Source organism: Paenibacillus sp. N3/727, assembly GCF_022637315.1.
GTDB lineage: Bacteria > Bacillota > Bacilli > Paenibacillales > Paenibacillaceae > Paenibacillus_AQ > Paenibacillus_AQ uliginis.
The window spans coordinates 2,263,403-2,278,846 of the sequence record NZ_CP093336.1; the positions used below are offsets into that span (position 1 = coordinate 2,263,403).

Below are 15,444 nucleotides of genomic sequence, written 5' to 3' on the forward strand. Positions count from 1 at the left end.
GATTTCTTAAACTGCTCCGGGGTCATACCCTCAAATCTTTTGAATACGATGCTGCTTCGGAAGCATACGCCTTTGTCCCCGAATTTCTTCTGCCAAGGAATAATTCAAGAAATTCGGGGGCAAGAGAGATTGGAGGAACGATTCGTACACGTAGCGTCTTACAAGGTGACACTCCCGTTCTTTTGTCCCCAAGAAATCCATGTTAGCAAAAAATCATTATTATGCTATATTATTGCTTAAGACTAGAATATTCCAAATTCTCACTGAAATTGGATGTGAGACAAGTATATCTCGGTTATACATGCAGGTAACAACGAATTAATAAGTTTTGATCATTGCAAAGTGAAAGAGAGGATTCTTAGAATGAATCATAAAGCGGTTGTCCTCGGTTCGAACTTTTATATAGGACTAAGCGTCATCCGATGTCTTGGAGCTCATGGTGTGTACACGGTTGCTATGGACTATTCCAAAGAAAATACATATGGTGCAAAATCCAAATATCTGAGTGAGCAAATTATTGTTCCCCACTATAAAGAGCAGGAAGCGGAATTGGTACAATTCCTTATCGATTATTCCAAGCAGCAGGAAGGCAAGCCGGTTTTGTTTGCGACGGTTGATCCGTATGTGGAATTTGTTGACGCCCATTTGGATGAGCTGAAACCGTATTATCTCATAAACATGACGGAGCAGGGATTTTGGAGCAGCATAATGGATAAGGCATTTTTACATACTCTTGCTTCTAAGCATGGGGTGCGGCTGCCTGAGACGGTTCACCCTCTTGAAGAAGGTTTTGAAGACAAGGTAACAGCCGAGATTGGTTTTCCATGCATCGTGAAGCCGACGGACTCCCCATTGTTTGTATCCACTTTCCGGGCGAAGATTTTTATATGCAAAACTATAGATGAAGTAAGAGCAGCTGTCAAAAAAGCCAATGATGCCAATCTTGAGGTTGTTGTGCAGCGGATTATACCGGGTTTTGATGACCATGTGTATACATTTGATGCCTATCTGGATCAAAACTCCAAGGTTACCCATTGGATGACTTGCCAGAAGCAGAGGCAATTTCCGATACATTTTGGAGCCTCCACGTATACAAAGCAGAAGTATGTAGAGGAGCTGTATACGATCGGAGCACCTTTTTTGGAAGCGATAGGATATAAGGGGTTTGCCGAGATCGAGTTTAAAAAAGACGCGAAAACAGGTGAGTTTTATCTTCTGGAGATTAATGCTAGAACGACAACGTTGAACTCGCTGCTTTACAAATGCGGTATTAATTTCCCACTGTTGGCTTATAACGAGCTAACAGGAAAAGAGATTGGAAGCAAGGCGCTTCGGGAAGATACGGGGATAGCGTTTTGTTTTCTGACAGAGGATTTGATATCATCCAGGCAATACGTTAGAAACAAAGAGCTGACCAGAACCGAAATCTTGAAGTCTTATTTTAGAAAAAAAGCACCTGCAGTATGGAGCTTTAAAGATCCGGCCCCTGCTTTTTCATTCACCTATATGATGCTGAAAAAAGTGAAGAAGAAGCTTGTAGGGTAAAGTTTGGACGGAGGCTGAGCTCAGAGGCTACGGGATAATCAACAGATGTGGGGGAAAAATATGTTCTTAAAAACAGATAGAATAATCATTCGCGATTTAGAAAGAAAGGACAAGGAAAATTTATATAAAATTGTCCATCAAAAAAATTTAGTTCGTTTTATGCGAGATTGGTCAGAAGATAATTCATCACCTGAAAGTTTTAATGATTATATTGACTGGCATCAAAGTCAAAAAGAGTCAAACGATGTATATGAAAATAAAAGATATGCAGTAGTCTTAGCCGATACCGATGAACTAATTGGAATGGTAGGTATGGGAATTGAAGATACGTTAAATGAAGTAGAAATGGCATATTTTATAGATGAACATTACCAAGGTAAAGGATATGCTACAGAGGCTTTATCTACTTTAATGAAATGGTGCTTTGATGTGTCAGATATTTCATATTTGATATTAACAATAGACTGTGCAAATGAGGCGTCATGCAAAGTGGCTGAAAAGGCAGGGTTTGAATTATTTGAAAAAAGAACCCCTATTAGTCATAAGCAACCTAACATGGAAAGCGAAAGTTATTATTATTATCGTAAATACAGGGAAAAATCATAGTTACATAGGTTGAGGTTTATTATAAATTATTGTTCTATCCAGATGAGGAACCTGGAAAATGCAGGACAGAGGCTGAATCAGCTTCTGTCCTTGATTTTTTTAATTCATCCTAGGCTACTTGAGTAAGTTATGGGGAGGGGAGAATCGCACTTTGATGGATGTGATACAGTACATGCTTGTTTAGTGGACTGTCTTTCTCAACCTTCGGGTGACTGAACGTTTTAATAAATCGCATACCGATTTTAGTCATAACGTTTTTGGAAGGCTCATTAATATCGGCTGTAAAGCTATAAATATCGCGAAGCCCCAATTCGTTAAATCCGTATTGCAAGCAGGCTGCAGCACCCTCCGTTGCATATCCTTTTCCCCAAGCTTCTTTTTTCAGCCGCCACCCGATTTCTACACACGGTGTAAAATCGGCCTCAAATGTTGCCCTATGAAATCCTATACACCCAATAAATTCTTTATTATCCTTCACTTCAACGGCATATAACCCAAATCCGCATTCTTTAAGCTCGGAAACAATGGATTGATAGAATATTTGGGTTTCCTCCGTTGATAAGGATTTGGGGAAATATGTCATAACCTCTTTATCTGCATTGAGTTTACTAAATGGCTCCAAGTCTGCTTGTTCCCAGTCACGAAATATCAATCTCGCGGTTTCCAGATAGATCATGGTTCATCCTCCAAACGAAGTATATTATACGCTTTATCATACTACCAACGGCATGATCAAGAACAGAAATAACGCAAGATTTATGATGGAGCTTATCGCAATTTCATAGCTGAAGGAAAAATAATAAACGTCTGCGCTTTGGTCATTCATTGGCACATAATTGTATATTCCCGTAAATGGTGAGATAGAGAGAGTTGAAACGACAGCAGACAACAATTTCATGAAAGGTCTGTTATACAACGGTCTCCCCACGTATCTAACCTCCATTTATTGAGAATAAAGCATAATAAATCTAATTATAGTATGTCATTTATGAAACCGCTCACTATATTTTGATGTGTCGTAATTTTATATAATATTTGTCGTATAGTTCTACTAATAAAATGATTCAAGATGTGTTATTTTTATAAGTGGATGTCAGGATATTATATATTGGGAGGTATGACCAATTGAGCATTAAAATCGGCAAGATCAGCTACTGGCATGTTCACGCCTGGGATTATACGAAACAGGCTCAGGAGCATGACGATACGGAGATAGCAGCAGTCTGGGATGAGGATCCGGTACGCGGAAAAAAAGCCGCCGATCAGCTTCAAGTTCCATTTTATGAAAATCTAGATGACATGCTTGCTCAAAAGGATCTCGATGCGGTCATTGTGGATGCCCCTACGAATATGCACCGCGATGTTATGCTTGCAGTTGCCAAGGCGGGAAAACACATCTTTACCGAAAAGGTGATTGCTCCGACATTAACGGAAGTGAATGAAATTGTGTCCGAGGTTGAGAAGCAAGGCGTGAAATTGACTGTTTCTTTACCTCGTTTAAATGATGGATATACGCTGGCTGTTCAGGACATTTTGAACCAGGATCTGCTTGGAAAGATTACTTACGTCAGAGTCCGTTTGTCCCATAACGGGGCTTTAGCTGGCTGGCTTCCTGAGCATTTTTATAGTCTGGAGCAATGCTTCGGTGGTGCGCTGATTGATCTTGGCTGTCATCCGATGTATTTGACCCGGTTGTTTTTGGGAGAAGAGGTAACTGGAGTGAGCGCTAATTTCGGTTATGTGACAGGCAAAGAGGTAGAGGATAATGCAGCTGCAACACTGCATACGGCATCTGGTGCAATCGGTGTGGTGGAAGCGGGCTTTGTGAACAGCCATTCGCCATTTACAATCGAGGTTCACGGTACCGAAGGGACTTTGCTGTACGGAACACCAGAAGAGAAGCTCCTGCTGAAAACGAACCGCTCCGGAGAAGGCAACCCGGTCTGGACAGAAGTGCCTGTGCGCGATAATCGTGAAAGCGCGTTCCATCAGTGGGTTGGTCACATTCAGAATGGTACAACAGCTGATGAAAATATTAACATGGCTATAGAACTTACCCGTTTAATGGAAGCCGCTAACCTTTCCAATAAAGAAGGGCGTGTTGTCCGGCTGGAAGAGTTAAAATCTTAAGTTTATGGACGATTTAAAGCGTGGGACCACTTTTCCTTACGGAGTGATGTTTGAGAAGCAGGATATGCTCGAAAGGCTGGACATTCGGATCGCGTGGGGTCATTACGAGATTCATGTTTTGAGATTTCATCTGACCACGTTTTCCCCGGGAAAAGTGATTGATTTTCATAATCATGCTGAATTTGAGTTTCATTTTATCCCGAGAGGTAAGGGGCGGGTGATTCTCGAGGAGCAGGCTTACTCTTTATCGGAGGGGATGTTCTATTTAACGGGCCCTGGCGTCATGCATTATCAGGAGGCGGATATCCATGAAGCTATGGATGAGCTTTGTCTGCATGTCGATATTACGGAGAAACTAAGGATAGATGTGGACCCCTGGGAGGCTGCTGAGGCTGAGGAGTGTATCGAGAAGTTGAGAAAGCTACCGCTCATACCAGCCTATGATTCCCATAAAGCGATGAATTGTTTTCTCGAAGCCTATCATGTGTGTGACGGTAAGTTTGCAGGATATTACACCTCGATTAAACAATTGGTCATTAGTATTTTAATGAAGGCCGCAAGAGCTTACGATTCAGATGGAATTCGAGCAGAGGCGCCGGTTCGGGATATGCTTTCTTATCGGTATCAATATGCGATTCATTATATGGAGGCAAATTATCCAGCAAGCCTTACGCTGGAAAATGTGGCTGAGAAACTGAATATCAGCCCAAGGCAGCTGCAAAGGGTTTTTAAGCAAATGAACCCAAAAAGCTCCTTTAGTAAGGCGCTGGAAGATATCCGATTGGAAGCGGTATGCCGCAGGCTGAAAGAAAGCTCGATGCCGATTGAACAAATTGCCCAGTCTGAAGGCTTTGCGAATGCTACCTATTTACATGCGGTGTTCCGCAAGCGTTTGGGCATGACGCCAGGAGCATACCGCAAGGCAAAAACAAAAATAATGAAAAGTGATGGTGATTAGGATGAGTAAAGTATATCGTGTAGGTATTATCGGATGTGGCGGAATTGCGAACGGCAAGCATTTGCCGAGTTTAAGCAAGCTGAACAGTGTTGAGCTTGTAGCGTTTTGTGATATCGTTCAAAGCCGTGCAGAAGAAGCAGCTTCAAAATATGGTATCGACGAGGCAAAGATTTACACGGATTATCAAGAACTGTTACAGGACGGCTCGATTGATATTATTCATGTTCTTACTCCAAACGAATCCCATGCGGAAATTTCTATTGCTTCCCTTGAAGCAGGCAAACATGTTATGTGTGAAAAGCCGATGGCAAAGACCGCGGCAGAAGCACGTAGCATGGTTGAAGCAGCAAAGAGAAGTGGTAAGAAGCTGACGATCGGTTACAACAACCGCTTCAGAGAAGACAGCTTGTATCTGAAACAGCTGTGTGAAGATGGAGAGCTTGGTCATGTTTATTTTGCAAAAGCGCATGCGATCCGCAGAAGAGCGGTACCAACTTGGGGTGTATTCCTGGATGAAGAAAAGCAAGGCGGAGGCCCGTTGATCGATATCGGTACCCACGCGCTGGATCTTACCTTGTGGATGATGGACAACTACAAGCCGAAAGTAGTTCTGGGAACGAAGTATCACGAGCTTGCCAAAAAAGAGAATGCTGCGAATGCTTGGGGACCGTGGGATCCGGAGAAGTTCACGGTAGAGGATTCAGCCTTTGGTATGATCGTTATGGAGAATGGAGCTACGGTCATGCTGGAATCGAGCTGGGCACTGAACTCTCTTGAAGTGGATGAGGCGAAGTGCAGCTTGAGTGGTACAGAGGCAGGAGCGGATATGAAAGAGGGCCTTCGTATTAACGGTGAGAAATTCAGCCGCTTATACACCAACAATATTGATTTAGGGTCTGGCGGGGTCGCTTTTTATGAAGGTCGTGAGGAAAGTGCGCCGGATATTGAGATGAGAAGATGGATTGAGGCGATTGACAAGGATCTGGAGCCGGTTGTAACTCCTGAACAGGCATGTGTCGTTTCTGAAATTTTGGAAGCCTTATATGAATCGGCCCGTACCGGAAAAGCCGTTTATATGAATGAAAACAAATAATAAAGATAACGTTTATCTGCACAATATATTATAATTTATGAAGACACACGTTAATTGCTGAAGATCAAAGGAGCTGTGAATTCATGACTACTACTAAACACGCTATCGTCATCGTAGGGTATGGAGGTATGGGAAGTTACCATGCCAAGCTGATCAAGGATAACAATTATCTTGAAGTTACAGGAACGTACGACATCTTGGAAAATCGTCGGACAGCGTCTATTGAAGCAGGTTACCCTGCTTATGAAAGCTACGAAGAGGTACTGGGCGACTCTGCCGTTGATGTTGTTCTCATCGCAACACCTAATGATGTGCACAAAGAATTGGCACTACAAGCATTTAAAGCCGGCAAACATGTCATCTGCGAGAAGCCGGTTACCCTTTCTGTTCAAGACTTTAAGGAGATGGTTGCTGCCGCTGATGAAGCAGGCCGAGTGCTGATGGTTCACCAAAACCGCCGTTGGGATGAAGATTTCCTGACGATCAAGCAAATGTACAACGAGAAAACGATTGGAGACCTGTTCCGTATTGAATCAAGAGTTCACGGGGCTAACGGTATTCCAGGAGACTGGCGCCATCTCGAGCAACATGGCGGCGGCATGCTCCTCGACTGGGGCGTTCATCTGCTGGATCAAATCCTCTTTATGGTGGACAGCCGAATTACCAGCCTGAGCAGCCGTTTGAGCTTTATTCTGGGCGATGAAGTTGATGACGGCTTTGAAGCTAATCTGCAATTCGAAAACGGAGTATCTGCCGTTATCGAGGTCGGAACGACCAATTTCATTACGTTGCCACGCTGGTATGTCAAAGGAACCGAAGGAACAGGTGTTATTGAGGACTGGTCGTTAAATGGCAGAGTGGTTTCAAGAAATCAGGATGCCGTTAAAGTGGAACCTACTCCGATTCAAGCTGGGGTGGGCCTGACCAAAACGATGGCCCCTCCTTCGGAAGAAGCTACCATCACAGGTACGCTTCCTGAACCGTTCCGTAATTCCAGTAGCTTTTTCGACAACTTTGCGGCTGTAATTGAAGGAAAGAGTGAGCCGATTGTGAAGAACGAGGAAGTGCTGCGTGTACTGAACCTGATTGATGCTGTATTCGAGTCAGGCAGAACGGGAGAAACCTTGAAGGATTTTGATATTTACCCTGCGTAAGGAAACATAGCAGCAGAAGTAATTAAAAGAAATGAATCGTTGTAAATTCAATACTCAACTCAAAAAGGACCACCTGCCACTAAGATTTGCTTATGGGGCAGGTGGTCCTCTTTATGGTGCTGGTTACAGCTGATCTGACGTCAAATCAAGCCAGTTCATTTCTTCACGCGACAGATTTAGGAGCGCCCCCTCTTGACAGGAAGTAAGCTCTTCGGTACTTTGTGCACCGATTAGGGCGCAGGTCGGGAATGGCTGATTCAGCACGTAGGCGAGTGCAATCTGTATCGCCGTTACATTTTTGGAGGCTGCGAGCTGTTTCGCACGCTCCAGTCGCTCCCAGTTGTCATCACTGTAGAACACCCGGACCAGGTCTGCATTGTCACGGATTTCTGGGGAGAAACGTCCAGTGAAGAACCCTCTAGCCTGGGAAGACCATGACAGCAGTGGAAGCTGCTCAGCTTCATGCCAGACACAGGTCTCGGCATCCGCGGAGACGCACCCTGTCCAGAACGGTTCATTAGGCTTCGCAAGGCTTAAGTTCGGACTGCTGAAGGAGAACCCGGTCAAGCCGTTCGCTGCGGCATACTCGTTCGCTGCCTGAATCCGCTGCCAGGTCCAGTTGGAAACTCCGATGGCTCCGACGGTTCCAGCTACTACATATTCATTCAGGGCTTCTACAACTTCTCCAACTGGCACCGCAGGATCATCACGGTGCAAAGCGTACAAGTCGATAAAATCGGTCTGCAATTTTTCCAGACTCATCGTAATGTCGTTTCGGATGTCCTGTTTGTTCACACGGGGGCCGTTATGATCATGATGAGCACCTTTTGTTAAAATAACCCACTGCTCTCGATTGCCCCTCTCCTGCATATACCGCCCGATGACTTCCTCGCTTTGACCCCCGCAATATATATGGGCCGTGTCAATGGAATTGCCGCCGATGGAAAAATAAGCATCCAGATTGGCAGCGGCTTTCTCATAATTGTCGTGATAGAAGTAATCAGATCCCTTCATCAGGACAGATACAGGTTTGTTTAATCCTTTAATGGAGATGGTTTTCATAACTGCTTAACCTCCTTCAATCCAGTTAAAGTGTAACTCTTATCCGTTCGCGGGCAGACAGCAAGCAAGCATCAATTACTTTCATATTGCTGATCGCGTCTTCTGTGCCGAAACGCAGCGGTACGTTATTCAAAATAACATCAGCCAGATGGTCCCCTTGCTCACTGTAAGCGTTTGCTTTAGTGACTGTAATTTGCTGACGTTCACCGTTTTTGTTCAGGTAAAAATGGTCACCGCCTGAGGGTATGGTGTAGGCGTGAGGAACTTCGATGCTTCCTTCCGTTCCGAGGACTTCAAGTGGGTTTCGGAACGCTGCCCACATGCCGCAATCAAACGTAAGTGACACAGCATTGCCAAATTCGATCAGTCCGGAGGCCATCATATCGACATCATCATGCTCTGAAGAGAAGAACGCTTGGACGGTAACAGCTTCAGGTTCCTGATCTAACAAAAGACGGGCAGCGTGAATAGGGTAACAGCCAACATCGTAGATTGAACCGCCTCCCCAATCTTTTCGATAGCGAACATTTTGAGCATCCGCTGCATTGTTGAATGTAAATGAACTGTGTATGGCGCGAATCTGGCCAATGGATCCTGAATTTAGCAGATCCTTGATCATGTCATAGCGTGGATGATACCGATACATAAAAGCTTCGGACAGGATAACGCCAGCTTTTGCCGCCGCTTCCGCCATTTCAGCTGCTTCACTCGCCGTTAAAGCAAGCGGCTTCTCGCATAGAATATGCTTACCTGCTTCCGCCGCCCGAATGCTCCATTCTTTATGCAGATGGTTCGGAAGCGGTATGTAGACAGCATCGATATCAGGATCCTCCAGCAGAGCTTCGTAGCTGCCGTATGCTTTTGAAATATTGAATTCTTCTGCTGTAGATTTGGATTTGTCTATATCGCGGCTGGCGATGGCAGATACTTCATTGAACTTGGATTGCTGGAGACCTGGAATGACCGCCCGTTTCGCGATGCTGGCGCAGCCCAGTATACCCCATTTAAGTTTGCGGCTCATATGAATGATCAGCTCCTAAATATAATTAATATTATATTGTGATTATATGAGACCGCTTCTAAAATTAATATAGTATTATTTTGTGAGCATGTATAACAATATTGTCATGGAGATGCTGTATGAAAAGACAAATTCACCTGCTTACCCTTCCACAAATGCCGTTTTTCTGTTTCCCGGAATCAGTTGGTATCTACCGGGATGAGCCAGATCACTATGTTTTTCGAAAAGCCGGGGCATTGAACAATTTCAATATTCACTATGTCGCTTCTGGCAAAGGGTACGTTGAGATCGATAACCAAGTGTATGAGCTTGGACCGGGAGAAGCGGTATTATATTTACCGATGCAAATTCAGCATTACTACAGCAGTGAAGATGATCCTTGGGACGTTCGCTGGATGCATTTTTATGGAAGCGGTCTGCAAAATTATTTCATTGAGCGAAACTTTCACAAAAGCCAATTGTGGAGTATTCGCCAGCAAGCCGCTTTTGAACTCGCCCATGAAGCACTGCTTCGCGAGGCTGAAACAAACCGTATGTTGGATTTGACGCATCTGTCGACACTTACCTATGCTTTACTTGCCGTATTCGTTCAGCAGGCCTCACCGTTATCACGGAGTAAACTGCATACGTCTGGCAAGCGTATTTTGGAGCTGCTGCCCATGATGCAACAAGAGGCGGCTCAGCCATTCGTTTTGGAGGAATGGGCGGAACGGCTCGGTGTCAGTACGTACTATTTCTGTAAGTTGTTCCGGAATGTGATGGAGATGACGCCGATGGATTTCATCACTCGCTGCCGGCTTCAAATGGCGAAGCAGTGGCTGCTGGAACGAAAGGATATTACGATCGGTCAGATTGCTGTAGATGCCGGTTATCCAAGCGTGAGTTATTTTAACAAAAGGTTTATGGAGCATGAGGGAATGACGCCATCGGAGTATAGACGCCTGTTTAAGGTGTAATCAACGTCTATCCCCTATTTATGAGTTTATTGCTTGGGCTTATAATCGGTCGGAGACTGACCGGTCCAGCGGCGGAACTGTCTGGAGAAATGGCTGGCTGAACGAAAACCAAGCTTCTCGGCAATGTCTGTCATCGGCAGATTGGTCGTGACGAGAAGCTCTTTGGCAGAGTTGAGCTTTTGGCGGCTTATATACTGTCTTGGGGACAGACCATAAACTTTGGAAAAGAGTTTGCTGCATTGGCTGCGGCTTAAATTCAACTCCTTCGCTACACTGGCTACGGACGTATCCTCGTTTATGCCTTGGGACAATTTTTCTTCAATAGCATGGGCAACATCCGTTGCTGGCAGAGATCCCTCCCGAGCTGTCGGAATGTGTGGTGCAGGAAGCTCGCGCAGCAAGGTCAGGATGTCATGAATGATAAGAAGGGTATAGGATTGCAGCAGCAGCTTGTCTTCAAACCGGAAAGCTTCTGTCGTTCCAAAGCCTTCTGGAGACCGGTTGCGTTGAATGATTCTTTCAAGTTCGGCGACGTAGGAGCTTAGTTTCGTCCGCTCTGCTTCTTGATGAGGGATATGCCGATACGGGGCGGTGGCCAGCATACTGCGGATTTCGGGAACATCCAGATCAAAATGCACATTAAAATATCCGTACTGCGAGGCGGAAGTATTCATCGTCTGATGTCTCACACCAGCCTTGATCAGAATCCAATCTCCCGGGTGTAAAATAATGTTGTCACGGTTGACCTCCTGAACGACTTCGCCTTCAAGGCAGCATAACAGCTCGAATAAATGATGGTGATGTCTCGGATAACACCATCCGGGAGGCTGGACGTCGAAATGGCAGCCTACAACCTGCAAAGTATTGATCAAATCCATAGGCGCTCCTTGTATATGTAATAGCTTTTCTACTGATCTGTTGCCGTATAACCATCATAACATGAGTGTAATGAGAGTAAGTGTAAATATGGCACAAAAGGTATAGAAAATGCTCCATTTGGAGATTGAGGAAAGTGCCCCTTTCATGGATGATACAAGTATGGCAATGTTAATGTTCATTAAATTATGGAGGGGTAGCTGTGACTCAATTACAAGTGGTAAACCAACAATTTCAATGGGATGGGAAGCCGTTTCAAATCCTGTCCGGCGCAGTGCACTATTTTCGTGTAGTTCCGGAATATTGGGAAGATCGTCTCTTAAAACTGAAAGCATGCGGATTCAATACGGTGGAAACGTATCTTCCCTGGAATTTGCATGAACCGCAGGAAGGACAATTTTGTTTTGAAGGTTTAGCAGATGTGGAAGGGTTTGTCCGGATTGCCGAGAGACTGGGCCTGCATGTGATTTTGAGACCTAGTCCATATATATGTGCGGAATGGGAATTCGGAGGATTGCCGGCATGGCTTCTCCGTTACCCGAATATCAAGCTGCGGTGTATGGATGAGGTGTATCTAGAGAAGGTCGACAGATATTACGATACACTGATCCCTCGACTTGTTCCGCTGCTGAGCACGAACGGTGGTCCTGTTATTGCCGTGCAGATCGAGAATGAATACGGCAGTTACGGTAATGACCAATCCTATTTGAATTACTTGAAAGAAGGCCTGATCCGCCGAGGGGTGAACGTACTGCTGTTTACGTCCGACGGCCCGGACAACGGAATGCTGCAAGGCGGAAGTATGCCAGGTGTGCTTGCAACGGTTAACTTCGGATCAAGACCGGAAGAGGCTTTTGCAAAGTTAAGAGAATACCGCCCGGATGATCCGCTGATGTGCATGGAGTACTGGAATGGTTGGTTCGATCATTGGTTGAAGCCGCATCATACGCGTGATGCTCAAGATGTAGCCGGTGTGTTTGACAATATGCTGCAAGCGGGCGCTTCCGTTAATTTTTATATGTTCCATGGAGGAACGAATTTTGGTTTTTATAATGGAGCCAATTATCATGACAAGTATGAAGCGACCATTACGAGCTACGACTACAATTCTCCCTTATCTGAATGTGGGGATGTAACGGATAAATTTGAGGCTGTGCGCAGCGTCATCGAAGGTTATCGGGAAAAGGGTGCTCTGAATCTGCCCGATTTGGCGGAACTGCCATCACCTATACCGAAAAAGAGTTACGGTACTATCACAATGACACAAAAAGCTGACATGTTTGATCAATTGCCTCATCTGTCAGAGCCTGTGAAGAGCACAACCCCCGTTCCTATGGAAATGCTTGGACAAAGTTATGGCTTCATCGTATATTCAACGCATATTTCAGGGCCCCGTATTGGAGAGTCTTTGCACCTTCAAGAGGTGCACGACCGGGCTCAGATTTTTCTGGACGGCGTTTATCAAGGATCGACAGAGCGGTGGAACCCGCAAAGTTTCCCACTCCATATTCCTGAAAGCGGCGCCAAACTGGATATTGTTGTTGAGAACATGGGCCGCGTGAACTACGGTCCCAAGCTCAAGGACCATAAAGGAATTACCGAAGGGGTAAGGATGAACAATCAGTTTCTGTTTGACTGGACGATTTATCCGCTGCCATTGGAAGACACATCCTCCGTTCTGTTCACGGATATGACGGCGATCGAGGAAAGAACCGACCGACCGGGGTTCTATAAGAGCGAGTTTGATGTCGAAGATATCGCCGACACTTTCGTTCGCTTAGATGGCTGGTGCAAGGGAGTTGTTTGGATCAACGGCTTTAATCTTGGGCGTTACTGGAAGGAGGGACCACAACGGACACTGTACCTTCCCGGCCCGCTCCTTCGAAAAGGCCCTAATGAAATCGTAATTCTTGAATTGCATCATACGGATACGGCTCAGATTGAGCTGGTGGATAAACCGGATTTGGGTTAGCCAGAGCAGGACCGACGGCCACTTGAACATTAGGGGAATATCATGCCTTCGGACAACGCTTACTGTAATTATTAAATGCGATCAAGCGATGCGGGCTTGAGGTAATAAAGGGAGACGATCCAATGGAAACAGAAATCTTAGCAAGACCTACAAAACAGCAGCTGCAATGGCAGGATATGGAGATGGGCATGTTCTGCCACTTTGGAATGAATACGTTTTGCGATCAGGAATGGGGGGAGGGCAAAGATTCACCTGACTTGTTTAACCCATCCCGCTTAGATGCAAGGCAGTGGGTTCGAACGGCAAAAGAAGCGGGATTCAAATATTTTATTTTAACCACCAAGCACCATGATGGTTTCTGTCTATGGCCGACTCGTACAACGGATTACTCGGTGAAGTCCAGCCCGTGGAGACAAGGGCAAGGGGATGTAGTTCGGGAATGTGCGGATGCTTGCATGGAGGAAGGTATCGGCTTTGGAGTTTACTTGTCTCCTTGGGACCGGCATGAGTCGTGTTATGAAAACAAAGATGCGTATGACGATTTTTATGCCGAGCAGCTGACAGAGCTTCTTACACAATATGGACCGCTCGTGGAAATATGGTTTGACGGGGCGGGGTCTGAAGGACGAGAGTACGATTGGCCCCGGATTATGGGACTCATAGAGCAGTATCAGCCGGATGCGTTGATCTTCAATATGGGGGCGCCGACGATTCGCTGGGTGGGGAACGAGGACGGGGTGGCTCCTTATCCTTGCTGGAATACTGCGGAGAGTGCCAGAATCAGCATGTTCACTGAGGAGTCGCTAACATGGTTACCAGAGACACCTCGATGGGTACCTGCTGAATGCGACGTTCCTATTCGCAAGGAGCACTGGTTCTGGCACCCCGATGATGAGCACAGTCTGCACACCCTGGATCACTTACTGGATGTGTATTACCGATCCGTTGGACATGGATGTAATCTGCTTCTTAATCTCGCACCTGATCATACGGGATTGCTGCCGGAGACGGATGTAAACGTGTACTGGAGTTCGGTAATGAGCTAAGAAAGAGGTTTTCTGCCCCGCTGGCTGAAACATCAAGCACTGGAAGCATTGTGGAACTGGCGATGGAAACGGAAGAATCTATAAATCATATAGTACTGGTGGAGGAAATTTCTCAGGGAGAGCGAATCCGTGCTTATGTATTGGAGGCCTGGCAGCAGGATACCTGGACAGAATTGGTTCGCGGAAGCGCGATCGGCCATAAGAAAATTGACTCTTTCGACACCATTCGGACAGACCGGATCCGGTTAAGGGTGCTGGAAAGTGCGGGAGAACCGCTTATCCGTTCTCTTAAGACATTTAATATCTAAAGAACAAGAAACTTATACTATCGAATTAACTTATAAGAGGTAGTTCAAAAAGTCCGCTTTTGATCACGAAGTGAATCAGGAAGTGAGCTCGGCATCGAATCTTGAATTCAGCCGGTCCTTCCGGTGCTCACGTACCCAAAATGTACGCTCCGCTCCTCAGTCCCTAGCTTCTTCCAACCTTCTCGGTGCTGAAAACCGACCTTTTTGAACACGCACTATAAATAGGTTTTTATAACTATGCTTACTTATTTGGAAAATATCGATCAAAGAAGAGGGTCCCAGTGTGGGACTCTCTTCTTATTTTGTATAACAACCTAACATTTAACAATCCCGTAGTGGTGCACTTTTCAACTACTTTCATGTCATACTATGGTATCAATTTTGTAATAACTATGGATAATGATGTAAAAATAGCCGTAACTTTAGCAATTTTTCAGCGTCTAATTAAACGATTAGAGAAAATTTTCTGAAAATAGCTGTTTTCTCTCTCGTGGTTTACAGTGAAATTCTTATCGTCTTTATGCGTGGCATGTGGGAGACCGGCCATTGAATTGATGATATGAGAACGAGGAGAAAGTGATGCTGTTTATTCCTCTTCCGCTGCCTGAGAGAGGGACTTGGTTTGGCAGAGACAAGCCTGTTACCCTGTTACATCTTTATGCCCATTATACTGATTTGAAAAGTTGGTAAATCAGGTGCATAGCGCTCAGGGCTCTA

At 45.3% G+C, this 15,444-nt stretch carries 13 protein-coding genes and 1 pseudogene; 9 read left to right on the forward strand and 5 right to left on the reverse strand.

Annotated features, from left to right (window positions below; all coding sequences use genetic code 11):
• Positions 1–363: 363 nt before the first annotated feature.
• On the forward strand, positions 364–1,545 hold the full coding sequence (locus tag MNQ98_RS10000) for a carboxylate--amine ligase (RefSeq protein WP_241933033.1): 1,182 nt from the start codon (positions 364–366) through the stop codon (positions 1,543–1,545).
• 60 nt (positions 1,546–1,605) lie between these two features.
• Positions 1,606–2,151 carry a GNAT family N-acetyltransferase gene (locus MNQ98_RS10005; protein WP_241933034.1) on the forward strand — a complete coding sequence of 182 codons (546 nt, stop codon included), beginning with the start codon at positions 1,606–1,608 and terminating at the stop codon, positions 2,149–2,151.
• A gap of 127 nt (positions 2,152–2,278) precedes the next feature.
• On the opposite strand, the gene MNQ98_RS10010 is transcribed toward MNQ98_RS10005, so the two are convergent.
• A complete protein-coding gene (locus MNQ98_RS10010) occupies positions 2,279–2,827 on the reverse strand; it encodes a GNAT family N-acetyltransferase (protein WP_241933035.1) in 549 nt (182 codons plus the stop codon).
• 36 nt (positions 2,828–2,863) lie between these two features.
• Positions 2,864–3,079 carry a hypothetical protein gene (locus MNQ98_RS10015; protein ID WP_241933036.1) on the reverse strand — a complete coding sequence of 72 codons (216 nt, stop codon included), beginning with the start codon at positions 3,077–3,079 and terminating at the stop codon, positions 2,864–2,866.
• A 197-nt stretch (positions 3,080–3,276) separates the two neighbouring features.
• On the opposite strand from MNQ98_RS10015, the gene MNQ98_RS10020 reads away from it, so the two are divergent.
• The 4 genes from MNQ98_RS10020 to MNQ98_RS10035 all read left to right on the forward strand — a co-directional run bounded on the left by MNQ98_RS10020 (position 3,277) and on the right by MNQ98_RS10035 (position 7,486).
• Positions 3,277–4,281, forward strand: a complete 1,005-nt coding sequence (locus tag MNQ98_RS10020; RefSeq protein ID WP_241933037.1) for a Gfo/Idh/MocA family protein — start codon at positions 3,277–3,279, stop codon at positions 4,279–4,281.
• 46 nt (positions 4,282–4,327) lie between these two features.
• Positions 4,328–5,239, forward strand: coding sequence for an AraC family transcriptional regulator (locus tag MNQ98_RS10025; RefSeq protein WP_241933038.1), 912 nt, complete (start codon positions 4,328–4,330; stop codon positions 5,237–5,239).
• 1 nt (position 5,240) lies between these two features.
• On the forward strand, positions 5,241–6,332 hold the full coding sequence (locus MNQ98_RS10030) for a Gfo/Idh/MocA family protein (protein WP_241933039.1): 1,092 nt from the start codon (positions 5,241–5,243) through the stop codon (positions 6,330–6,332).
• Between the two features lie 83 nt (positions 6,333–6,415).
• Positions 6,416–7,486: a Gfo/Idh/MocA family protein gene (locus tag MNQ98_RS10035; RefSeq protein WP_241933040.1), complete on the forward strand. Its 1,071-nt coding sequence runs from the start codon at positions 6,416–6,418 to the stop codon at positions 7,484–7,486.
• A 123-nt stretch (positions 7,487–7,609) separates the two neighbouring features.
• Here the strand turns inward: MNQ98_RS10035 and MNQ98_RS10040 are convergent, their stop codons facing one another.
• Both MNQ98_RS10040 and MNQ98_RS10045 read right to left on the reverse strand, forming a co-directional pair.
• Positions 7,610–8,548, reverse strand: coding sequence for an aldo/keto reductase (locus tag MNQ98_RS10040; protein ID WP_241933041.1), 939 nt, complete (start codon positions 8,546–8,548; stop codon positions 7,610–7,612).
• 25 nt (positions 8,549–8,573) lie between these two features.
• The gene (locus MNQ98_RS10045; RefSeq protein ID WP_241933042.1) at positions 8,574–9,569 is read right to left on the reverse strand and encodes a Gfo/Idh/MocA family protein; all 996 of its coding nucleotides are present in this window, start codon (positions 9,567–9,569) and stop codon (positions 8,574–8,576) included.
• Between the two features lie 119 nt (positions 9,570–9,688).
• On the opposite strand from MNQ98_RS10045, the gene MNQ98_RS10050 reads away from it, so the two are divergent.
• Entirely contained in the window at positions 9,689–10,525 is an 837-nt protein-coding gene (locus MNQ98_RS10050; RefSeq protein ID WP_241933043.1) for an AraC family transcriptional regulator, read from the forward strand.
• 26 nt (positions 10,526–10,551) lie between these two features.
• On the opposite strand, the gene MNQ98_RS10055 is transcribed toward MNQ98_RS10050, so the two are convergent.
• On the reverse strand, positions 10,552–11,403 hold the full coding sequence (locus MNQ98_RS10055; RefSeq protein WP_241933044.1) for an AraC family transcriptional regulator: 852 nt from the start codon (positions 11,401–11,403) through the stop codon (positions 10,552–10,554).
• Positions 11,404–11,603: 200 nt separating this feature from the next.
• Here MNQ98_RS10055 and MNQ98_RS10060 point away from each other — a divergent pair, with 200 nt between their 5' ends.
• Both MNQ98_RS10060 and MNQ98_RS10065 read left to right on the forward strand, forming a co-directional pair.
• On the forward strand, positions 11,604–13,373 hold the full coding sequence (locus MNQ98_RS10060; RefSeq protein WP_241933045.1) for a glycoside hydrolase family 35 protein: 1,770 nt from the start codon (positions 11,604–11,606) through the stop codon (positions 13,371–13,373).
• A 122-nt stretch (positions 13,374–13,495) separates the two neighbouring features.
• A pseudogene (locus tag MNQ98_RS10065) lies at positions 13,496–14,727 on the forward strand (alpha-L-fucosidase).
• Positions 14,728–15,444: the final 717 nt, after the last annotated feature.